A 21,589-nucleotide genomic window follows, 5' to 3' on the forward strand; every position below is an offset into this window, starting at 1 on the left:
CCAAAAGTTCGTCAGCAATAAAAAACTACTCAGACTTTGCGCCAGGCAGTGGACACTCCGCCATCTCCGACATCCGTGCTGCGATACCTTGTATGGTGACAATACCCATATATTGGCCTGCATCCACAACGAAGAGATAACTGGTATCGTTCTTCTCCATAAATGCCAGTGCCTTGATAGCAGGGGCTTCGGAATTGATAAACCGGCCGGCATCACGAACATACTTATCGACTGAAGAACAAAGCACCTCCTTAACCTTCTCCTCCGCATTATTCACACAGGAGAGAAAACTACCCAGAAGTGGCGCCATATCCACCATATGCTCCGGCAGACATGAAAATTCCATAATATTCTTCAACGTCACCCGACCGCTGATCGCTCCTTTACTATCAATGAACGGCAATGCCTGAACATGTGCACGGCCACACTCCGCAAATACATCACGCACGAGCATTCCGCTTTTGACAACCTTGGTTTGAATCATGACATCACTTACCAGCATATTACTAATCAGACCATAAGTGTTATGACACTCAGCCGTAGCGTATTGGCTGACAGCATCAAAGATATCGAATATAGAGATAGATACTTGCTATTGCAACGCTCAGCAACATCAATGGGAAAGCCATCGCCATGAAAGGCAAAAAGCGGATTCTATGACCTGCCCGTTCAGCAAAACCAGCCACAATCAGATTCGCACTGGCACCAATCAAAGAGCCATTGCCACCCAGGCATGCCCCAAGGGCCAGTGACCACCACAACGGCATAAGATTCTCAGCACCACCAAAGGTTGACGCCATCGATTCGATCATCGGGATCATGGTCGCCACAAAGGGGATATTATCGACCACGGCTGAGGCGACGGCAGACACCCAGATAATCGAGATCGCTGTCACTGCCATGTCGCCACCAGTCAGACTAATAACATAATTTGCCAGCATACCCAGCAAACCAGCATGCTCAATTCCGCTGACTACGATAAATAGACCGATAAAGAAGAATATGGTCACCCATTCCACTTCGCCAAATGAGTGGTGCACATCTTCAGTCTGCTCCTCTGCCTTTTTACCAATATTCACCAAAAACATCAGCATACCAGCACCAAACATAGCTATGGTCGCAGGTTCAAGCTGTAGTGGATGCGCAAATACAAAACCGGTAACGACCAGGGATAAAACGACCAGCGACTGTTTTAGTAACAGGCTATCTGTAATGGCATCGCGCTCTCTGAACTGCATTATCCGATGGCGCGCCTCATCCGTTGCCTGCAGATCCTTCCCCCATAGAAAGTAAAATAGAACCAGCATCACAACCAGAATCAACAATGAAATCGGACCAAGGTTCAGTAGAAAATCATTGAAGCTAAGGCCGACAGCAGAACCGATCATGATGTTCGGTGGGTCACCAATCAGTGTTGCCGTTCCACCGATATTGGAAGCGAAGATTTCGGCAAACAAATAGGGATAGGGACTAACATCCAGCTCTTCGGTGATCAGCAGAGTAACCGGCGCAATCAGCAGGACGGTAGTCACATTGTCGAGGATTGCTGAAAAAAATGCCGTTACCACGGACAACATCAGCATGATACCCCAGGGACTCGCCTCCACTTTCTTCGCCGACCAGACCGCGACAAACTGAAAAACCCCACAACGCCGGGTAATCGCCACAATCACCATCATGCCGGTTAACAGCCCCAGGGTATTAAAGTCCACACCAGCAATCGCCTGCTGTTGATTCAATACACCAAGGCTAATCATCAGTCCTGCACCAAGCCCTGCAACAATCGCACGATTGATCTGCTCGGTCACAATGACGGCATAGGTGACGAAAAAGATTATGGTTGAGACCCACAACGGGTCCCATCCAAAAACAACCTGGGAAACGATTTCTAGCTCTTCATGCATTAGCGATCAGGTCTCGCTCTCAGAACTTTTATCGACGTTCTCTTCTGCCTCTGCATTCACAGAATCTCCACATATATGTTGCAGTTCTCCATCCTGACTCCCTGAAACCATATTCATGACCAATTTATCCAGTACATCCCAAGAAGATATCATTCCAACCAACTTTCTATTTTTACCTTTCACAATAATCACTGGCAAGCTGGTATCCATATTTTGATCTAACAATTCCAGTACCTCGGGAAAGGTCGCAGATGGTTTACAAAACACCAACTTTTTCTTTTTCTCAAGATATTCCGTAACTGGCTTTTGCCCGATATCACCCAGCCGCTTGTATAACTCTTCCACCTCATCAGGCATAAAACTCAAGTCTTTCAGGCCGTGGTCAATCTGAGCCGCTTTCGGTAGCAACAGTGAGATGATCCGGCGGATGCCGAACAGGCCGATAAACTGGCCTTCGTCATCCACCACAGGGAGATTACGTATCTGATGGGTATGCATTATCTGCAGAGCATCGCACACCTTATCATTCGGACTGAGCTTTCTCAGCCGAAAGCTCATTATATTTTCTGCTGTCACGAATCTGAGTCCTCATAAAGTATGCGGTAGAAGGGGACCTCTGATAAAGCCTGAACTGAAGGGATTAGTGATCAGAACCTGTCAATCCGAGGTTCAATTACACCTATCCGCCGACTATTGCGACGAAATTGAACAGTAAAAGGCAGACGGCGCCCCAAGATGCGAGTTCGTGATTCGTTCAGAGGATCCCTAGGCACAGTATAGACTGCGATCGTAATACTGAACACCATATAGAAAGTACCCGCTAAGGAAACGAATAAAATACTAGGGTTATTGCTTATATCCCTTTTCGAAATTCGACTATATGATGCCGCGACGGAAGAAATCTATTATCAACTCTTAAATTGTTAAAGTAATTTTATAGGGATATTTATGAACAAAGGGACACTGCTTCGCTTATCATTTCTACTGCCACTTGCACTTATATTCGCTCTTCAAGGTTGTGGAGGAGGTGGCGGTGGTGGCGGTGATGATGATAATGACAACTCAAACAATACTGATGTCGAGGATACCACTGATGTCGACGATTCCACTGATGACAACAGTGTTAGTGATCTCAGTTCAAAAATTTGGATGTCTTCAAATTGTATCCAGGATAGTGCTGGCGTCTATTTTAAAACATTGTATAAATTTACGGCTAATGGTGAGGTTCTAGAGGGCTACCAAGACTTTCAAGACACCAGCTGCACAACACGTAAAGATGAAACTTTCTTACCGTCCAGCCTCATGACAACCTACACAAAAGGGGCGAGTGAAACGCTACAAGATGGCGCAAATGGCTACTTGATTACAATCGCTTTCAATAACGTCACTGTTGATGGTTACTACACGATTACCAGTCAAGACAACCTCTGTTTTACAAGTAATTTTTCAATCAACACGGCAGATTTTTCGTATGAGATCATTCCCTCTGCTCCGATAGACTACAATAACTGCCTGACCATCCACAGCGATGCAAATGGTCAAGACCCTAATCCAAACCCCAACCCAAATCCCAATCCTCAAAACAGTGATTTGCTTGGCATGTGGTGGTTACAGACATTATGTTATGCCTTTGACACCGGTGGTACTTATAACATTATCTTAAAATTTACCGAGGACAATAAAGTACTCTATGCAACCCTTCCCTATGAGAGTAATGATTGTTCTGGAAATCCTTCCACCTCATCAACCTTTATGGAATTTAATTCGCCAACAACTTACTCAGATCTCGGAGAAACGACACTTGCTAATGGAACGCTTGGTCATAATCTAAGGTTCAGTTACGCTTCTGCGGGCACTGATGATGGATATTATATATTCAATGCCCAAAACTACCTTTGTTTATCCTATAATTTATCGGGATTCAGTAATAATTACACTACCGATATCGATTATGATAACTGCATGAAAAAGCTAAACACAGATAACTAGTTTTAGTGGACTGATATCTATGGCATGAGGCAGCCACAATAACCATTCAATCGATGGTCATTTGGTTGCCTCAATCTTAGCTACTATTACCAGGTGATTATTGTAACGGGAATTTATAGCAAATTATGGATCTACCCGGTTGATCCCGTTTACTTGCAACGCTACCGGAAAGTCACATGCACGAATAAGAATGGAACCATCCTCTTCATAAACCCCGTTTTCTATCAGTGTTCTAGCCGCATTTTGAATATCGACTCGATGCTGAGCTACAAACTGCATAGGTTTCAAATCTGAGGGGCCGAATTGTTCTTTTAAAATCTCCAACGAGATCCGGCAAAGCACGCGTGTTTTGTCAACATCTGCTGCAATAGTTGCCACTTTGGAAGTGGTATTCCAACATTCTAGCCTCGGGAATAAAATCACTTTGTCTCCTTAAACAGGGCAACCGTATAGTGAATCCTGCTTACTAGGGCCTGTTAACACTAATCGAATAGGCCCTAGTGCATCACAATTCAAATGCAGTTACAGCAAGATACAAAACAGTCTGTTTCAAAGTCATGCATACGACCTATCAGCCCAAAAAATAATCGACTTGCCCGATCCTTCCCAATGGTGATTGGGTTTGGCTTTTCAACTTCTCTACATCCTTGGGGGGCGCATTTTGCAGCGGTTAGTCGATCCAGGTAGAACCATAGTACTCCTTACCCGACTGATTGAGAACATAGTGACGAGAACCAACTGTATCACTGGCAGCTCCACATGCAGCCAACGCGTCACTGAAGGGATGGAACTGAGATAGCAGGAGTCACTGGTTAGAACATATATCCAATCCAACCAGGATCTTCTCCCTATCCGAAAGGTCACCGATAATCCGTCTCATCGGTTGCGGTAGCTTCTTGATCAATACTGGTGTTGCTAGAATCTTCTCCTCCTCAGCCAAGGATGGATTATCGAGCAGATTGATCACCTCAGTATCGTAGGCATTACTGAATTCCGGTTGTTGACATAGCAGTTTGAGATTTTCTATAGCACGCTGTGCGATGGGGGTAAATCCGACGATATAGAGCCTAACGATCTGCTTTGTCATATTCAGTCCCTTAATCCTCTCATGGTTTTCCGCTGATCAACCACCTGGCTGGCCTGGCGCTGTAACTCATCTAACTGATGCATCAAATCGCGTTTCTGCGAATCGAATTCAGCTTCCAATGCCTTCTGTTTTGAGTCATAGGCTGCTTGCATTGTAGATAATGCCCGTTCAACCTGCTCGAGTTCGTGCCGCTTTCGTTCTACCTCCTGCTGATCCTGTTTGATACGCGATATCTTTGCGCTACCGATAACCAGTTCACCTTCACCGATATAGGGATCTTCCAGCACAATACCGCTCTCTCCAATAGTGAACTCCTTTACTTGATTGGAAGTTTTGCAGCCCCGTGATTTAACTACGTTGATCAGGCGGTTAAGCTCGCCATTACTCTCTACCTGACGCAATCTGAACCAGGTATCCACCAGGCTGGATATGGCCAGTTCACTGTAATCGTCAGATGCATCGGGTAGAAGTTCGGTAAGTACCAGTGTCGTGCCCAGTTCCTTAATATAGGAGATAAAGCGGATCATCAGCATCTTTACCATGCGTGACGATCCCATATCGATCAACGCGGAGACCGGGTCAAGCACCAGCAACTCCGGTGACTCCTTTTCAACCAGATTGATAATGGTAATCAGATGATCCTCTAATCCCATCTCGATGGCTCGGCCAGTGTGGATTATCAACTTTCCCGCATCGCTGTGGGTAGAGAAATCGATCCCCACTGATTGCAGATTACGCTTTAGATCGCTCTCCGATTCTTCGAAGGAGACATATATCGCCTTCTCACCATTTTTTAAGACTTGATTCAGGAATGTGCTGGCCAAAATGGTCTTACCACTGCCAGAACGTCCGCTGATCATCAGGCCAGCCCCTTTGAAATAGCCTTCACCTCCCAACATGTTATCAATTCGCTGATTACCGGTACTGACCCGATCCAATTTCATAGCGTTTTTTAGGTGAGTTGCCGTGATCGGCAGCAGAGAAACACCACTCTGTGTAAGGCTGAAAGGGTAGTTGTTGGAACCGTGTGCCGAGCCCCGCATTTTCACTACCCGCAGGTATCGAGTCATCAGCTGGTTGTCGAGTGTCTGGTTCAAATGGATTACACAATCCACCGCATACTCTTCTAACAGGCTTTGTTTGATCTCCTGGGAGGCTGACATGGTGACCAGAGTAGAGACCCCTTTCTCGCGAATCCAATCGAAAAGCTCCAATATCTCTTTCCGTGGCTCATTTACCCCAAGTCCCAATAAAAGGTTTTGCAGTGAATCGATAACCAGTATCTCTGAATCACTGCGTTCAATGGCATGGCTTATGCGCAATAGAATCGGTGAAAGGTCATACTCACCTACCACCGTTTCGCTCAGGTTGGGGCGAAAATCGAGGATTATCAGCTTGCCTGAGGCATGATGATCTGTACCTGCCATGCCGAACTCGTCCATATAGCCGACCAAGCGTTCGGGGGATTCTTCACAGGTTACGATTATCGCCGGGTTGCCCTTTTGCAGCTGGGCATTTGCAAAGCTCAAACTGAATACTGTTTTTCCGGTACCTGGCCCACCTTTCAGCAGGGTCGGACTGGCCGCCGGATAGCCTCCCTTTAATATGGCATCGAAGCCTTTAAGCCCGGTGGTTACCTTGTTGTTATTCATCCGTCCTCCCGTTTTTTCTACTATTGCCACCAAGCTTAGCGTAGTGGTTCTATCTTATTGCGCATATCTGACGCCTGTTTGCTCATTTTACTTGCTTCCTGAGCAAAACCTATGGCGATGATGAATATTTCAGATTGGGAAAGGTCACCAACAAATCGGTGCCGAGAGTGCTCCGGTGTCTCAATCACCAATGTTGGTACCGCAATGATATTTTGTTGCTCGAATTGTACCGGGTTATCCTGAAGATCGACGAGTTCCAAGGTATAGGCTTCAATTAGATTATCGCAGCAGATTTTGGCTAGTCTGTCAGCAGTAGAGTTAGATTTTGGCTTCGATGAATCTATATAGAGTAGAAAATGGTATTTCTCGACACTGCTATTAGATTTCTTAGATGACATGTCGATATTCTACTTCAGCACACTCGTTTAACCTAGAGAAAGAAGTTGGTAGCGTCTCATCACAACCAGTAATTTACTATCAGAATAGAGCGACAACTACTTTTCCAGGTTTGAGGGCACCTCTATTAATTGCTAATGCCCTTAAGTGTAGATTACTATTCAGCCACTGTCGTCGACAAATGAACGCACCTCATCTCCCAGTGCTTAACCCTGAAATTCCTCGGGCAGGCATAAAGTTAACTTCACCACACTAACCAGACTTTGAATCTGTTTTGAGAAATAACCTTATATAGATGGCTCTCAAAATATATTGTAAAACTTTAGAATATATCCTTCGAATATTTCTTGCAGTTAATCTGTATTGGATTATCAGTGGTGAGAAGAGTTGAATGCGAGTTGATCTTTCTTGGTTTCTGAGTTCTGAAAACCATTACCTGGCACAGTATGAGAGACTGAGAAAAAAGCAAAAATCATCAGCGTGTCAAATATGATCAGTGCATATAGTGCAGCCGATTCATCGTTTACTCCCCTCCCCCCTTCGTGGTGGAGGGGTATTTACTCACGTTTCAGGAGTAGGTGAGTAGAGTAACAGCAGCCATTTAACTTACCGAGTTATGGTTTCCAACTCTCTTATTATTTCTTTGGTTCTTATGTCTGCTTTCTTTGCGATACTGGAAAGTACTCTAGTCGGCGCTATCTTATCCTTTTGATTGCCATATTTTGGCATGACTGATGAGCTTTCCTCTGCTTCTTCTGCTTCAGCTAAATCAAATTCTTGATTTAATCCTTCAGCCTTCAGAGAGAAAATTGAAAATATCATTAAAAAGAAGATACAGTTTTTTTTCATTCCGATTCCTTTCGAACCTGCCGATTTCTGCTTTCTTCCACTTTTGGCGCGTTGAGCGCTGTAGGATACAATAAGATCCAACTATAAATAAAATCTATGGTTAACAAAAAATAACATTCTGCGAATAATAAGTTGTTCCAATTTTTGCAAACAGGTCTATAAGTTTAGTAAGAGACTCTATTAACACCTGAATACATAGCAGTATAGTTGGGTATTGGTTGGCTACTTACGCCCAGCAAAATCACAAAGTCATCTCAGAAGCCAGGTTGAGAAGGGTTAGATGCAAGGTATTCCACATCTAAGATCCGAAGTTCTCGCAACCCTGGGATATAAGGATCTATCTCTTATCAGCGAGACAGAGATTTTTTTAATCTACCGCGTTCGCTCGCCTGATATTCGTCCTGTTCTGGTAAAAACAGCCCCGATTCTCAGACTGCCGGTGGCAGTGAGAAAACAGCTCGATCATGATCGGGATGTTATCGACTTACCTGGAGGATGAGGCCGGTGAGATCGAGGAGGCTTACCAGTTCTGTACGACCGCTTGGCTTGCGTGATCGTCTCAATATGCCAGAAATGAAGGGTATGGTGCTGAACATGATCAACCGGTACAGCAGGCATGGAATCTTGAATTTTCAAGCAACAAGCATAGCGGGTACCAGGCAAAACATGACAACAAACTCATTCGAAAATAATCCTGTAAATAAACCATGAACCCTTCAGATTACAACAAGATATTGGTTGTTGATGACAACGCCGGCAATCTTCAGCTGCTGATCGAGCTATTGACCGAGAAGGGTTATACCGTCTATCCCGCCATCAACGGTGAACTGGCAATGGAATTTGTCAATTCGAGACTGCCCGATCTCATCCTGCTGGACATCAAGATGCCAGGACTGGACGGCTATGAGGTTTGCCGACGACTAAAAGCTGATGACAATACGCGACAGATCCCGATTATTTTCCTCAGCGCCCTGGAAGATGAAAGTGATAAAGTGAAGGGCTTTCTGGCAGGCGGCGTGGACTACATCACCAAACCGTTCCAGCCTGAAGAGCTGCTTGCCCGAGTTGGTGTCCATCTACGTCTGCAAGAACTCACCAAAGGATTGGAACAGGAGGTCAGCGCTCGCACCTTAAAACTGCGGATTGCCAACAAACACCTTGAGGAGGAGATCAATCGGCGCCAAGAGATAGAAGAGGCGTTGCGCGAAAGCCGACTGCGATTGGGAAACATCGTCTTCAACAGCCCGGGCGCCATCTACCGCTGCGCCAATGACGAATACTGGACCATGGAATTCGTCAGCGCAGCTATCTCACAGATCAGCGGGTATCCAAGCGAAGAGTTTCAGCACAACCAGATACGCTCGTTTGCCAGCATCATTCATGCAAACGACCAAAAAAGCGTTACCGATGCAGTAACAACTGCGCTAACAAACAAAGATCGTTACCAGGTGGACTTCCGCCTGATGGCGGCAGATGGCACTCAGCGTTGGGTGCATAACCAGGGCCTGGGCGTCTTCGGCTCCGATGGAAAGCTACTCTACCTGGATGGCATCATAGTCGACATTACTGCCCAGCGAAAAGCGGAAGAGATGCTCAAGCTCAGCGCAGAACGGATGGAGACCCTGCTGCAGCTCTACCAGATGAGTGATGCCAGTCAGGATGAACTTATGCATTTCACCTACGAGGCGGCGATCCGATTGACCCACAGCAAGCTGGGCTATCTTGGATTGATGAATGATGACGAAACCACCCTTAACGTCAAATACTGGTCCCCGGAGGCCATGGCAGGGTGCGATGTTGAAGGCACACCGCAGATATTTCCTTTAGAAGGCTCGGGGCTGTGGGGCGAAGCCATACGCCAACGCCGCCCGATTATCACCAACGACTACATCGCACCAAACCCTTGGAAGAAGGGCACACCGGAAGGACATGTGAAGCTGATCCGCCACATGAATCTACCCGTGATCGTTGACGATAAAATCGTCTTGGTTGCCGGCGTTGGAAACAAAGAGGAGGACTATAATGAAGGTGACGTACAACAGCTTAGATTGCTGATGGAAGGTATGTGGCGTCTGATCGAGCCTATGTGCACAGAGCAGGGAGATAGCGTGGTACGCCATAGCTAGTTCTGATGCGTTTAGAGGTGGATTCAGATGCCATCGACGTATGTGATAGCCACCCACGTTATTATTCCGCCAGCAGAGTCTGCACGGCGGGATTGAGGCTAATGTGAAACATATTGCCCCAACTTACCAACCACTCCCGCTAACTCAGCCGCAACAGAACGAGATCGTCTTCCGCCATCTGACCATAGGTGACGGCCTCTCGGACAATTCGGTCTATCATCTTCTGCAGGATCGTCAGGGCTTTATCTGGGCCACCACCGTCTGTGCGATTAAAAAGTATGGCGGTATGGTTTTGGGAGAGGAGTTATTGCCCTTGTCGCAGACAGACTACTCTCCAACGATGCGTATAAGAAACTTTGGAAAGCTGGAAGATTAGCTCTATGAGATTCTTCAACATTACTACCATTCAATCGAAAATAGCCTTATGGACAGGCATTTGTCTGCTGGTAAGCGGCATCGCTATCGTGGGCTATGCTGTCGTCATCGCCCGATCATCATCGATCCAGACTGCGAATGAGCGCGCACTCTCTGAAGCCCGTGTCCAGGCAGGTATCGTTAAGTCGGAGATTGAAACAACTCTTGATGCCACTCGTACCCTCGCTCAGGCATTAATGGCGGTAAAAACACCAGCGAATAAATTGAATATCAGCCGTGATCAGGTCAATGCCATGATGATCCAGGTATTAATCGAGAACCCGCAGTATCTCGGGGTATGGACCCTATGGGAGCCAGATGCCTTTGACGGCCAGGACTCCCGTCATACCAATACACAGGCGTATGGTAAGAGTGGACGATTTCAGCCCTATTTTCACCGCGGAGTTGGAAAAATTATGGTGGAAGCGCCTACTACCGATGAGGGTGACTGGTACCAGGTACCCAAAATAACGCAGCAGGAGTATATCTCGGATTTATATGCATACCCGGTGGCGGGAAAAGATACGCTGATGGTCACCATCGTGGCTCCTATTGTTGTCGACCAAGTTTTTTACGGAGTGATGGGAATAGACCTTCCCGTCGGCTTTATGCAAGGTGTTGCAGATAAAGTGAATATCTACAATAAAACAGGGAAACTGCTTCTGATCGGAAACAACGGAAACATCATCGCGGCGACCGGTCAACCTCAACTGAGAGAGAAACTGATCTCAGAATTGAGTGACAGAGAAACGAACAGGGCATTTGAAAATACTATAACAACAGCGAAAGAGAACACTCTGTTTACAAAGGACCACCTGATAGCGATTGTCCCCATTCATTTTGGGAATGTCGCCAACCAATGGGCAGCTGTAGTTCGCGTGCCACTCCAGATCATTATCGCTCCAGCAAATGCTTTGATGTGGAGATTACTGGGAATTTCCCTGATCATGATCTTGATCGGTGAGGTATCGCTCTGGTTTTTGGCCCGGCAGATTGCACGTCCCATTCGTAATGTTGCAGAGGTGGCCAGTCAAGTAGCCACCGGTGATTTAACACGGACAGTAGATATTGGAATGCAACACAACGAGTTAGATGTCCTGGCACAAAATTTCAATAAGATGACTCAGCAGTTGCGATCCCTATATGATTCGCTTGAACAGCGTGTATCAGAACGTACATCCCAATTGCAAGTCGCCAAGGAGAAGGCCGAACGAGCCAACCAGGCCAAGAGCGTCTTCCTGGCAAACATGAGTCATGAGTTGCGCACACCGCTTAACGCAGTGCTCGGCTTCTCCCAGGTGATGAAGAATTCCGCAGATGCCACCCTCAACCAGATAGAGAATCTGAACATCATTACCCGCAGCGGAGAGCACCTTCTGAACCTGATCAACAACGTGCTGGATATTTCCAAGATCGAATCGGGCCGGGTGGAGCTGGAGGAGTCACATATCGACCTGGTTCGTTTACTGGAGGAGATAAAATCGCTGATGGACGTGCGAGCCCATGATAAAGGATTGAGCTTCGCTGTTGATCACTCCCCTGACCTCCCCCGACATCTCAATGCCGACGGCGGCAAACTGCAGCAGGTGCTGCTCAACCTTATTGAAAATGCCATCAAGTACACATCAAGCGGCAGCGTCACACTGCGCGCCATGGTTGCTGAAACGAGTGACTCTGAGCCAATACGCTTACGCTTCGAGGTTGAGGATACCGGTTCTGGCATCCGCGAGGAGGATAGGGAGCGGATATTTTCTCCCTTTGAACAGCTGGAGGATCGAGCACCCTCCGAGGCTGGAACCGGCCTGGGACTCGCCATTGGCAAACAGTATGTCGAACTGATGGGCGGCACAATCGGTATCAGCAGTGAATGGGGAACAGGTTCGATCTTCTACTTTGATATTCCAGTGACAATAGTTGCCCCCGAGGCCGGAACCCTGGAGCCCAAACACGGCCGGGTCATTGGTATCGAAGATGGACAGCCCCGCCAGCGTCTGCTGATCGTCGAAGACCAGCGGGAGAACCGTCTGCTGCTGCACAAACTGCTCGGACCTCTCGGTTTCGATCTGCAGGAAGCGGTCAACGGTGAGGAGGCGGTGGAGCTCTTCACCAAGTGGCACCCCGACCTGATCTTCATGGATATACGCATGCCGATCATGGACGGGCTGGAGGCGACCCGCCAGATCAAGGCGACCGAGCAAGTTGCGAAGACCAGGATAGTTGCCCTCACCGCCCATGCGCTGGAAGAAGAGCGGCGTAAAATCCTCACGGCGGGCTGCGATGATTTTCTTCGCAAACCTTTTAAAGATACCGATATATTCGATGCCTTGACGAAACACCTCGGTACCCGCTTTATCTACGAGCAGGATACCCATCCCGCAGAGGAGGTTGCACAACCGCTGACCGCAGCAGCTCTGGCTGGGATATCTGCCGGGTTACGCAACGACCTGGAAGAGGCTCTTGTCAGCCTTGATGCCGTAGCACTGCAACATTCGATAACGGCAATACGAGAGTATGACCCAAGCCTTGCTGATGCATTGGCTGTTGTTGCCAAAGAGCTGCAATATGGTCGTATTCTCGAGTTAATCGAGGCTGCTGATGACAAAAATAGAGAGCGAGATGCCATATGAAGACGGGGAACATGGGAGCCTGTATAACGACTGACTGGCACTTCGGAGTCGTGTTGCTCTATCGAAATGCACAAAGGAGTGGATCCATTCTTCGAGGATGTGGTGTGCGACTTGATCGAACGTCCAGAGACGGCTGAACACTATACTCCGGAAGGTTATTGATTCAACCTAAAAAAATCAGACAGCTATGAATAGAAAAACCAACTTTTCTCAGTCAGGCACAATCCTTGTTGTGGATGACAGCACGGCCAATCTTCAACTGTTGATGGGCATTCTCAAAGATCGAGGCTATGTTGTGCACCCAGCCTCCGATGGCAAGCTCGCTTTACGATTTCTGCAAACCACCTTGCCCGATCTTATCCTACTGGACATTAAGATGCCCGGAATGGATGGTTTTGAGGTGTGCCGACTGCTCAAACAGGATGATAGGACGCGTAACATCCCGATCATTTTTATCAGTGTCCTGGAAGGGGAGAGCGATAAGGTCAAGGCGTTTCAAGCAGGGGGGGCAGACTACATAGCCAAGCCCTTTCATCCGGAGGAAGTGCTTGCTCGCGTGGAAAACCAGCTGCAACTGCGGGAGCTCACCGAACAGCTGGAGCGTAAAATCAACGAGCGTACAGAAGAGCTGACGAATACAAATCAGCGCTTGCAAGCAGAGATTACAGAACGCATGCGGGTGGAAGAGGCGCTGCGAAAGAGTGAAGCACTGCTGAATGCCACTCAGCGTCTGAGCAAGGTCGGCGGTTGGGAGTACAACGCTAAAACAGATAATTATTTTTGGACCGATGAACTCTACGCTATCCATGAATTACCCAATGATCCCAGTACAGATCATTTGAAGTTGGGTCTTGACTGCTATGACCCAAAAGACAGGCCAGTCATACTGAAGGCGTTTCAAAACGCCTATGAGAAAGGTGAACCCTACGATCTTGAATTTCCATTCACCACCATAAAGGGGAGGCGTTTATGGATTCGCACAACAGCTCAACCTATCTATGAAGAAGAGAGGGTTGTAAGTGTTGTCGGGAATCTGATGGATATCACCGACCTGAAGCAGGCTGAGGAGGCATTGCGCCGCTATAAAGATAAGCTGGAAGACGAAGTCGAGCAACGTACTGCTGAACTGGTCGTGGCAAAACAAAATGCCGAAAAGGCCAATCAAGCGAAAAGTATTTTTCTCGCCAACATGAGCCACGAACTGCGTACTCCATTGAACGCCATCCTCGGATTCTCCAGCCTCATGCAGAAGGACCCGCAACTTGCAGAGAGCCAAATACATTACCTCGACATTATCAACCGCAGCGGCGAACACCTGCTGCACCTGATAAACGATATCCTTGATGTGGCGAAGATCGAAGCAGGAGAGGCAAAACCCGATAACCTACCATTCGACCTGGAATCAATGGTACGCGATATTACCGACCTGATGCATATACGTGCCCAAGAGAAACAATTGGAACTGCACATTGACCAGTCATCGGAATTCCCGCACTACATCGTCGGTGATGAAGCCCGACTACGACAGATATTGATTAACCTGCTGAGTAACGCCATCAAATACACCCAACACGGAGAAGTGACCCTGCGCCTGGCGACAGAGAATGACAACACCGCCAAACTGTTGATAGAGGTTGAGGATACCGGTGCAGGCATAACACCTGAAGAGCAGCAGCGCATTTTCGAACCATTCGTCCAACTCCGTCCGCATAATGGCAATAGTGGCACCGGTCTCGGTCTCACCATCACTCACCAGTTTGTACAGATGATGGGGGGTAGCATTACGCTTGAAAGCACGCCAGGAGAAGGCTCACTATTCAGGGTTGATTTACCCCTTATCGAAGCAAAGCAGAGCGATATCGTCAAAATGACATCTACAGAGATGGGCAACGCGGAACGGTTGGCACCAGGTCAACTCGAATACCGCATCCTGATTGTGGAAGACCAGCTTGAAAATCAGTCACTGCTTGTCAGGCTAATGGAGTCTGTGGGTTTCCAGGTCAGGACAGCCAACAACGGCGCACAAGGGGTGGAGCTGTTTCTTAGCTGGCATCCTCATTTCATCTGGATGGATCAACGGATGCCGGTAATGGACGGTACTCAAGCGACGCGGCGTATTCGTCAGCTACCCAATGGCAGGGAGGTAAAGATCGTCGCGGTGACCGCCTCCGCTTTTGCTGATCAGCGCAGGGAGATAGTTGCTGCCGGTATGGACGATTATGTGAGCAAACCCTATCGAGCGATCGAAATATACGATTGTCTATCAAGACACTTGGGCGTGAAGTATCTCTATGCAGACAAGCCAGAACCTCAACAGCAGAGCTTGACACTAACACCGGAGATGATGAAAGTCTTGCCCGAGGCATTGCTTAAAGAACTCAGGGAGGCACTGCTCAACCTTGAACCTGGGCGTATTTACGCAGCCATCCAACAGGTTGAGTCGTATGACAAAACACTGCAACAAACGCTGAGCCGTCTCGCTGTACAATTTAACTATCCAGCCATCCTGCAGGCATTAAATAAACAGCATCATTTAAGCTAAAAAAGTTGACTGCTCCGTTCCAATAGCATTGTACTGACCTGAACATGCAGTGCTTAACATTACTCTTTTTTAATCAGCCTACCCCTAAATACAATTTGTTACACAAGTCGTATTGAGTAATACGTCTTTACACAGATACTATTCACACATAGGGTTAGAGCGTTACTGCAAGTATGGAATTTCAGATGGAGCAGGAAACTGACGAAGGCGAATACTCTATTTGTCATTGGCAGTTAATAGAGGCACCCTTATTATTACTTCTTCATGGAGGAAAAATGGTTAGTAGAATCATCAATGGATTTATCTCGCCAGGTTGCCTGCTACTCATCCTGACTGGCTTGGTCAGGGTTGCTAGCGCTGAGGAGACGGAACACCTGGAACAAATGACCGTAACACCAGACCAGGAACCATCAAGTCTCGAGTCAGCACCTCCCCTCGGTTACCACATTGATAGCAAAACCCTGGAAAAGATACCTGGTGCTGGCAGCGATCCAATGCGCGCCATGCAGGCACTGCCGGGAGTGATCGTCAATGACGACACCAGCGCCGACCCAGCGATCCGTGGTTCCCGCCCCGAGGATAATAGCTATTTTGTTGATTTCCTTCCCTCAGGTTATCTGTTCCACGCCGGCGGCACTGTAAGTGTATTCAACCCACAACTGGTAGAGAGCTTTGATTACTACCCGGCTGCCTACGGTGCCGAATATGTCGGCGGAACTGGTGCAGTGATCGATACCCGCCTGCGTGATCCGAACAACGATAGCTTTACCTCTACCTTTGACGTCAGCATGCTCCAGGCCGGTGTGTTGCTTGAAGGTCCAATCAGTGAAGGTCACTCATTCTATCTGGCGGGACGTATGAGCTATATGGATCTGCTACTAGAAGATGTGGTGGAAGATAACGAGGATGGTATCGAATTCGTACAATTTCCCCGCTACACAGACTATCAGGGAAAATATCTCTGGCAGCTGCAAAATGGCAGTCGCATCAGACTCCAGGCTACTGGAGCAAGTGATGAAATGGAGGTGAAACTTGCTTCCGATAGCAAAGCAGCTCAAAACGAACCAGTACTGGTTGGCACTCACAGCAATGACATCGCCTACCACAGCCAGGGATTGGTTTGGGAGGGCACTCCCGGAAGCAACACTCCAACACTTGCTATCGGCCACATGAATAGTGAGATCACTGCTCAAGCTGCATCAGTAGGCGATTGGGATCTGGAAACAGATACAATATACGCCAAAGGGCGATGGACCCAACCCTTAGGCACCGACCACCTTCTCGCCCTTGGCGGACAGGTGACCCGATTACGCGCAGATTACGACATAAAGTTCCGTGATACAGGGTGCACTGAGTTCGATGTCGATTGCAGTTACACCGAGTCTGACCAACTCAGTAGCGAAGCTCAGATAGAAGTTACCTCTGAACAACTCTACATCGAAGAGAATTGGTATCCCACTCAACAACTCGCACTTACAGCAGGCCTTTCAGGACAACATGAAGACTATCTCGATGAGAGTTTTCTCGAACCACGTTTACATATCGAATACTCCCTGCCATCAGACTGGACTTACAGTGTTGGTTACGGGCGCTATCATCAAATGCCAGCTCTTAACCAAGTGGAAAAGGTCTTTGGTAATCCTCAACTGACTCATTTTGACGCCACACACTACGTGGCGGGTATCGAACATATTGGCGTGAATGGCTGGGAGTGGAAATCAGAAATCTACTACAAGGTGATGGAGAATCTGGTCAGCAGTGATCCAATCACTCGATATAACAACTCTGGAGAGGGTAAAGCTGCCGGTGTCGAGTTATTCCTACGCAAGATGCGCACAGATCGTTGGTCAGGCTGGCTTTCATTGGCCCTATCCAAAGCAGAGCGTACCAATACCGCAACAGATGAAAGCTTTCCCTTCGAGTACGATCAGCCCGTAGCAGTTACCCTGGTCGGTAATTACCATATCAACGATAAGTGGGAAGTCGGTGCAAAGTGGTGGTATCACTCTGGTGCACCCTACACCCCGATCACTGGTGCAACCGAAGATCCTGATAGAGATGGTCGCTATATTGCAGTCTATGGCGATATCAATTCGGAACGCATGCCGAACTATCACCGATTGGACCTGCGATTGAGCCGCAGCTTCAGTGAGAAAACAACTGCCTATGTTGAGTTAATCAACGCCTATGGTCAGAAGAATGTCAGTGGTTATGAATACAGTGCTGACTACACTGACAGAGATCCAATCTACCAGTTGCCTATGTTAATCTCGTTTGGCATCACCACAAGCTACTGAAGGGGTCGCCTGGCAAGGGTCGGAGTCGAGAGCTTCCATAGCCTGAGTCACCTCAAAACAACACAAGTGCATTTCTCTAGCAAGTCACTCCACTCTAGATTCGATTCCGACCCCGGAGGTATTAAATAATATCTTATAAACATTGTATTTTGGTTTGCCTTTTAAATTTATTACAGACTAACAAAGTACACGTTTTGCTTGATAAGCTAAAATTTAGTACACTGATTGACAATCCAACCAAATTTTGTCTGTATCTGCAGGAATATTTTACAGATAAATCCCTTCCATAAGCCTTCGACAGCTAATCCAATTAGTCGCCATCAGACTCAACACTACGTTTTCTTTGGTGAGAATCAAGATTGCAAGTGTTACCCAATCCGGGTTGTGTATTGATGTCACAGGCCCTCTAGGTTACAGCTGAACTCAATGAGCAAACTCAACGAACTGAAGAACATAGACTGGACTGCGATCGATTGGCAGAAAGAGCTGAAGAACAACATAAATTCAATCGACTCCCTGAAACAGTATATTGAATTATCAGATGAAGAGGAGAAGACGTTAAAAGAGGTGGTTGATAATCACCCTATGAACATACCGCGATACTACTTAAGCCTCATTGATGAAACTGATAAAGGGGATGCGATCAGAAAGATGGCACTTCCCAGTGAAGAGGAGCTGGTGGTTGCCGGATCGATGGGAGAAACAACCCAGGATCCTTATGGTGATGAAAAACACAACAAGGGTAACGGTATCCTACACAAGTATCCCTACTCTGCACTTGTTGTAGCCACTGACTACTGCTCGATGTATTGCCGACACTGCTTTAGAAAAGCGATTGTTGGACTGCCCAATGACAGAACAGTAGAGAATTTTCAACGTGCCGCAGAATACATCAGGGAGCACAAGGAGATAACAAACGTCGTAATCTCGGGTGGGGATCCTCTGTTGATCAACACCAGCAGAATCAAGAAAATTCTTGAGAGTCTAGTGGATATAGATCATCTCAATTACGTTCGGATCGGCACCAGAACACCCGTGGTCTACCCGATGCGGTTCTTCGACGACGAGTTACTTGATACTTTCAGGGAATTCAACAGGCAGAAGTCCCTCTATTTGCCTACTCACTTTAATCATGTAAGTGAAATTACAGATATAGCGAAAGAAGCCGTGCTCAGAATACGTGAAACAGGCGTTACAGTTAATAATCAAGCGGTATTTCTGGAAGGGGTCAACGATAGTGTCGACGATATCGAATCCCTGATGAACGGTCTGGTTAAGATTGGTGTTAATCCATACTACCTCTACCAATGTATGCCGGTTTCCCGTGTCAGGCACCATTTCCAAGTACCATTGAGAAGGGGCGTGGATATTGTCGACAAGGCCAGAGAGCGACTGGATGGTTACGCAAAGCGATTCAAGTTCATCATGGGCCATGACATCGGAAAAATCGAGATATGCGGTAGAGTCGACGACAAGTTGATTTTAAAACACATCCACTCCAGACCAGAAAAGCCCCATGAAGGGAGCCAAATAAAAATCATGCAGTTGGATGAAAAGGCCGGATGGCTTGACGATATGCAAGAGATCAGCCTGTAACCTGAAGGGGTCGGAGTCGATAGCTCCTATAGCGTGAGCCTCCTCGAAACAAAACAAGTGCATTTCTCTAGCAGCTCAGTCCATTCTCAAGTCGACTCGCCCCCCCTTTAACAGTGATTGGCCCAAATCTTTAGGTATGCATGTGTCACTTCTGTAAACAGCTACTTGACTCTGTAGGCGGAAAATACTTCGTCAACAGGCGTGTCAAAGTAGTGGTTACTGTAATTACTTAATATTTTTACCGAGACAGCTAAAGTAATGGCCAGAATTTCTTTCTCACTATAACCCGCCTCGAAAAATGCCTTCACTGTTGCAGGTGAAGGGTGTCCCCGGGTGTTTGTGATTTCAACCGTCATGGCATAAAGCGCAGCCATTTTGCCATCTTGTATAGGACTGTCTGATCTAATGGACTCTAAAACATCCATCGGCACTCCTGAGTAGTTGGCTGCTAGAGTGCTATGTGCAGCAGTACAGTAGTTACAACCATTCTGTTTGCTGACGGCAAGAAAAACTACCTCTTGCTCAGCGGGAGAAAACCCTCCTTGTTCACGAAAAAGTCTATATCCATGGAGATAAGTGTCGAGATAACCCGGTAGGTTTACCATGCCACGGTACATATTTGGGATGAAACCAACTGCTGCCTTAGCTTGAGCCAGCAGTTTGGCTTGAGCAGGTGTTGCACTATCACTTTGAACGGGTAGTAGTTCTTTAAATAAATAGCCTTCAGTCATCTCTGTTTCCTTCCCAATTTGTGGGATAAATATTAGCAGTGACTGCTATTTTAGAGGTAATACTTGAATTATATGTCACATTAAGTGCATTATACTTGTCATTTCGTACCAAATTATGGAGCTGCATGGAAGATCGACTCTCCGGGCTACTGGCCCAGTTTAGCCTCAAGGCGAGTACCTTTTATTCTGGAAGTCTGTGTGGCAATCATCACTTTCCGAAAGAGGGTGTCGGCCACCTGCACCTTTGCAGGGGAGGAGAGCTGCAGGTCTCTCATGCAGGTATATCAGAAGTTCTGGCCTCACCAAGTGTCGTCTTTTACCCAAAGGCTATTGATCATACAATTTGCACTGACTCCAACAGTTCGGTGGAAGTGATTTGTGCCACAGTGAAGTTTTCCAGCGCAGAGTACAACCCTATAGTCCTGAGTCTTCCCGATATGGTGCTACACACGGGAGAAGGTTCTCAACTACTCACATCGACTATTAATTTACTGTTTTATGAGGCCCTGCAGCCAGGTTGCGGGCAAAGTGCCATAGTGGATCGCTTGTGTGAAATCCTCATAATTCAATTGATTCGGTTGCAGATTGAAGAGAGCTCTATTACCGATGGTGCCTTGGCTGGATTGGCTCATCAAAAACTCTGCTTAGCGCTTATGGCAATGCATGATGATCCATCTAAGAGTTGGAATTTGGATATGTTGTCCAAGATTGCCTTAATGTCCAGGACCCAGTTTGCTAAAACCTTTCATTTGGTGGTTGGACAGACTCCGCTTGCATATCTGAATCAGTGGCGTATGAGTCTGGCGACTCAATCACTGACAAATGGTCAATCCATAGGGAGAGTTGCACTGGATTTAGGATTCAATAGTCAATCTTCATTCAGCCGCTCATTTACACACCATTTTGGAAAGAGTCCACGCACTTGGTTAAGTGAACAATAAAATTGATAAGAATGATAAATTTGCATTCGAAAATGAATAAATTGGAGCGCTATTTTGAAGTATTCTGATCCAAAATTTCCGAGAAAGCGTTTTATAGCTGGCTTGCTTCTTTTCTTATTGGGTTTGTCTGGCTTTGTCGGTATGTTGGTCAAACGAATTATTGCCGGTCAAGGAGACCGATTTTATTTCGAGGCTTTAGGTTATCAGTTCAGCTATCTCGGTACATTGAGCTTAGTGGGGGTTGGAGTAGTGGTCGTTGTGTTGGTAGTTTATCTTCAAATACGCCCAGACCATGAGGAGCGTTCATTTATTCACTACATGGAGCAAAAACAAAAAAAATAGAAATCAGCATGCCGCTTGATTGTTTCTTTGAACCCAGGATCAGTTCCGTTCAAGCTCAGTGAACTCATGTATTGTTAAGAGTGTATTCTTTCCGCT

Annotated in this window: 19 protein-coding genes; 10 read left to right on the top strand and 9 right to left on the bottom strand. The window is 46.9% G+C overall.

The window, feature by feature from the left end; translation table 11 throughout:
- Window positions 1–25: 25 nt before the first annotated feature.
- From AC4IFB_RS17375 to AC4IFB_RS17385, 3 genes are all read right to left on the bottom strand, one after another.
- Window positions 26–484 carry a CBS domain-containing protein gene (locus tag AC4IFB_RS17375; protein ID WP_490777808.1) on the bottom strand — a complete coding sequence of 153 codons (459 nt, stop codon included), beginning with the start codon at window positions 482–484 and terminating at the stop codon, window positions 26–28.
- Between the two features lie 76 nt (window positions 485–560).
- Complete coding sequence (locus AC4IFB_RS17380) at window positions 561–1,904, bottom strand: ArsB/NhaD family transporter (RefSeq protein ID WP_490780839.1); 1,344 nt, start codon at window positions 1,902–1,904, stop codon at window positions 561–563.
- A 6-nt stretch (window positions 1,905–1,910) separates the two neighbouring features.
- On the bottom strand, window positions 1,911–2,462 hold the full coding sequence (locus AC4IFB_RS17385; RefSeq protein ID WP_490780840.1) for a CBS domain-containing protein: 552 nt from the start codon (window positions 2,460–2,462) through the stop codon (window positions 1,911–1,913).
- Window positions 2,463–2,852: 390 nt separating this feature from the next.
- Between AC4IFB_RS17385 and AC4IFB_RS17390 the strand changes: the two genes are divergently transcribed.
- The gene (locus AC4IFB_RS17390; RefSeq protein WP_490777805.1) at window positions 2,853–3,893 is read left to right on the top strand and encodes a hypothetical protein; all 1,041 of its coding nucleotides are present in this window, start codon (window positions 2,853–2,855) and stop codon (window positions 3,891–3,893) included.
- A gap of 123 nt (window positions 3,894–4,016) precedes the next feature.
- Here AC4IFB_RS17390 and AC4IFB_RS17395 read toward each other — a convergent pair whose 3' ends face one another.
- From AC4IFB_RS17395 to AC4IFB_RS17415, 5 genes are all read right to left on the bottom strand, one after another.
- A complete protein-coding gene (locus tag AC4IFB_RS17395; protein WP_490777804.1) occupies window positions 4,017–4,316 on the bottom strand; it encodes a DUF1488 family protein in 300 nt (99 codons plus the stop codon).
- Between the two features lie 382 nt (window positions 4,317–4,698).
- A complete protein-coding gene (locus AC4IFB_RS17400) occupies window positions 4,699–4,980 on the bottom strand; it encodes a circadian clock KaiB family protein (RefSeq protein ID WP_490780841.1) in 282 nt (93 codons plus the stop codon).
- A gap of 2 nt (window positions 4,981–4,982) precedes the next feature.
- Window positions 4,983–6,632: a circadian clock protein KaiC gene (gene kaiC, locus AC4IFB_RS17405; RefSeq protein WP_490777802.1), complete on the bottom strand. Its 1,650-nt coding sequence runs from the start codon at window positions 6,630–6,632 to the stop codon at window positions 4,983–4,985.
- Window positions 6,633–6,667: 35 nt separating this feature from the next.
- The gene (locus AC4IFB_RS17410) at window positions 6,668–7,030 is read right to left on the bottom strand and encodes a circadian clock KaiB family protein (protein WP_490777801.1); all 363 of its coding nucleotides are present in this window, start codon (window positions 7,028–7,030) and stop codon (window positions 6,668–6,670) included.
- 604 nt (window positions 7,031–7,634) lie between these two features.
- Entirely contained in the window at window positions 7,635–7,877 is a 243-nt protein-coding gene (locus tag AC4IFB_RS17415; RefSeq protein ID WP_490780842.1) for a hypothetical protein, read from the bottom strand.
- Between the two features lie 280 nt (window positions 7,878–8,157).
- Between AC4IFB_RS17415 and AC4IFB_RS17420 the strand changes: the two genes are divergently transcribed.
- The 7 genes from AC4IFB_RS17420 (at window position 8,158) to AC4IFB_RS17450 (ending at window position 19,479) form a co-directional block, all read left to right on the top strand.
- Window positions 8,158–8,376 carry a hypothetical protein gene (locus tag AC4IFB_RS17420; protein ID WP_490780843.1) on the top strand — a complete coding sequence of 73 codons (219 nt, stop codon included), beginning with the start codon at window positions 8,158–8,160 and terminating at the stop codon, window positions 8,374–8,376.
- 208 nt (window positions 8,377–8,584) lie between these two features.
- Complete coding sequence (locus AC4IFB_RS17425; protein WP_490780844.1) at window positions 8,585–10,003, top strand: response regulator; 1,419 nt, start codon at window positions 8,585–8,587, stop codon at window positions 10,001–10,003.
- A 103-nt stretch (window positions 10,004–10,106) separates the two neighbouring features.
- Entirely contained in the window at window positions 10,107–10,379 is a 273-nt protein-coding gene (locus tag AC4IFB_RS17430; protein ID WP_490780845.1) for a two-component regulator propeller domain-containing protein, read from the top strand.
- 4 nt (window positions 10,380–10,383) lie between these two features.
- Complete coding sequence (locus AC4IFB_RS17435) at window positions 10,384–13,044, top strand: hybrid sensor histidine kinase/response regulator (RefSeq protein WP_490780846.1); 2,661 nt, start codon at window positions 10,384–10,386, stop codon at window positions 13,042–13,044.
- Between the two features lie 187 nt (window positions 13,045–13,231).
- Complete coding sequence (locus tag AC4IFB_RS17440; RefSeq protein ID WP_490780847.1) at window positions 13,232–15,586, top strand: response regulator; 2,355 nt, start codon at window positions 13,232–13,234, stop codon at window positions 15,584–15,586.
- Between the two features lie 275 nt (window positions 15,587–15,861).
- On the top strand, window positions 15,862–17,883 hold the full coding sequence (locus AC4IFB_RS17445) for a TonB-dependent receptor plug domain-containing protein (RefSeq protein ID WP_490780848.1): 2,022 nt from the start codon (window positions 15,862–15,864) through the stop codon (window positions 17,881–17,883).
- Between the two features lie 426 nt (window positions 17,884–18,309).
- On the top strand, window positions 18,310–19,479 hold the full coding sequence (locus AC4IFB_RS17450) for a KamA family radical SAM protein (RefSeq protein WP_490780849.1): 1,170 nt from the start codon (window positions 18,310–18,312) through the stop codon (window positions 19,477–19,479).
- 161 nt (window positions 19,480–19,640) lie between these two features.
- Here AC4IFB_RS17450 and AC4IFB_RS17455 read toward each other — a convergent pair whose 3' ends face one another.
- Entirely contained in the window at window positions 19,641–20,210 is a 570-nt protein-coding gene (locus tag AC4IFB_RS17455; protein WP_490777789.1) for a carboxymuconolactone decarboxylase family protein, read from the bottom strand.
- Window positions 20,211–20,335: 125 nt separating this feature from the next.
- Between AC4IFB_RS17455 and AC4IFB_RS17460 the strand changes: the two genes are divergently transcribed.
- Together AC4IFB_RS17460 and AC4IFB_RS17465 are read left to right on the top strand one after the other, a co-directional pair.
- Entirely contained in the window at window positions 20,336–21,151 is an 816-nt protein-coding gene (locus AC4IFB_RS17460; RefSeq protein WP_490780850.1) for an AraC family transcriptional regulator, read from the top strand.
- A 54-nt stretch (window positions 21,152–21,205) separates the two neighbouring features.
- The gene (locus AC4IFB_RS17465; protein WP_490780851.1) at window positions 21,206–21,493 is read left to right on the top strand and encodes a hypothetical protein; all 288 of its coding nucleotides are present in this window, start codon (window positions 21,206–21,208) and stop codon (window positions 21,491–21,493) included.
- Window positions 21,494–21,589 lie beyond the last annotated feature (96 nt).

Source organism: Candidatus Thiodiazotropha sp. AKIB8 (genome assembly GCF_058244675.1).

Excerpts from the sequence above, each read along its gene's own strand:
- kaiC (WP_490777802.1), bottom strand. The coding sequence starts at position 6,632 with ATGAATAACAACAAGGTAACCACCGGGCTTAAAGGCTTCGATGCCATA.
- AC4IFB_RS17400 (WP_490780841.1), bottom strand. The coding sequence starts at position 4,980 with ATGACAAAGCAGATCGTTAGGCTCTATATCGTCGGATTTACCCCCATC.
- AC4IFB_RS17385 (WP_490780840.1), bottom strand. The coding sequence starts at position 2,462 with ATGAGCTTTCGGCTGAGAAAGCTCAGTCCGAATGATAAGGTGTGCGAT.
- AC4IFB_RS17420 (WP_490780843.1), top strand. The coding sequence starts at position 8,158 with ATGCAAGGTATTCCACATCTAAGATCCGAAGTTCTCGCAACCCTGGGA.
- AC4IFB_RS17440 (WP_490780847.1), top strand. The coding sequence starts at position 13,232 with ATGAATAGAAAAACCAACTTTTCTCAGTCAGGCACAATCCTTGTTGTG.
- AC4IFB_RS17455 (WP_490777789.1), bottom strand. The coding sequence starts at position 20,210 with ATGACTGAAGGCTATTTATTTAAAGAACTACTACCCGTTCAAAGTGAT.
- AC4IFB_RS17460 (WP_490780850.1), top strand. The coding sequence starts at position 20,336 with ATGGAAGATCGACTCTCCGGGCTACTGGCCCAGTTTAGCCTCAAGGCG.
- AC4IFB_RS17445 (WP_490780848.1), top strand. The coding sequence starts at position 15,862 with ATGGTTAGTAGAATCATCAATGGATTTATCTCGCCAGGTTGCCTGCTA.
- AC4IFB_RS17375 (WP_490777808.1), bottom strand. The coding sequence starts at position 484 with ATGATTCAAACCAAGGTTGTCAAAAGCGGAATGCTCGTGCGTGATGTA.
- AC4IFB_RS17450 (WP_490780849.1), top strand. The coding sequence starts at position 18,310 with ATGAGCAAACTCAACGAACTGAAGAACATAGACTGGACTGCGATCGAT.
- AC4IFB_RS17390 (WP_490777805.1), top strand. The coding sequence starts at position 2,853 with ATGAACAAAGGGACACTGCTTCGCTTATCATTTCTACTGCCACTTGCA.
- AC4IFB_RS17425 (WP_490780844.1), top strand. The coding sequence starts at position 8,585 with ATGAACCCTTCAGATTACAACAAGATATTGGTTGTTGATGACAACGCC.
- AC4IFB_RS17380 (WP_490780839.1), bottom strand. The coding sequence starts at position 1,904 with ATGCATGAAGAGCTAGAAATCGTTTCCCAGGTTGTTTTTGGATGGGAC.
- AC4IFB_RS17435 (WP_490780846.1), top strand. The coding sequence starts at position 10,384 with ATGAGATTCTTCAACATTACTACCATTCAATCGAAAATAGCCTTATGG.
- AC4IFB_RS17410 (WP_490777801.1), bottom strand. The coding sequence starts at position 7,030 with ATGTCATCTAAGAAATCTAATAGCAGTGTCGAGAAATACCATTTTCTA.
- AC4IFB_RS17415 (WP_490780842.1), bottom strand. The coding sequence starts at position 7,877 with ATGAAAAAAAACTGTATCTTCTTTTTAATGATATTTTCAATTTTCTCT.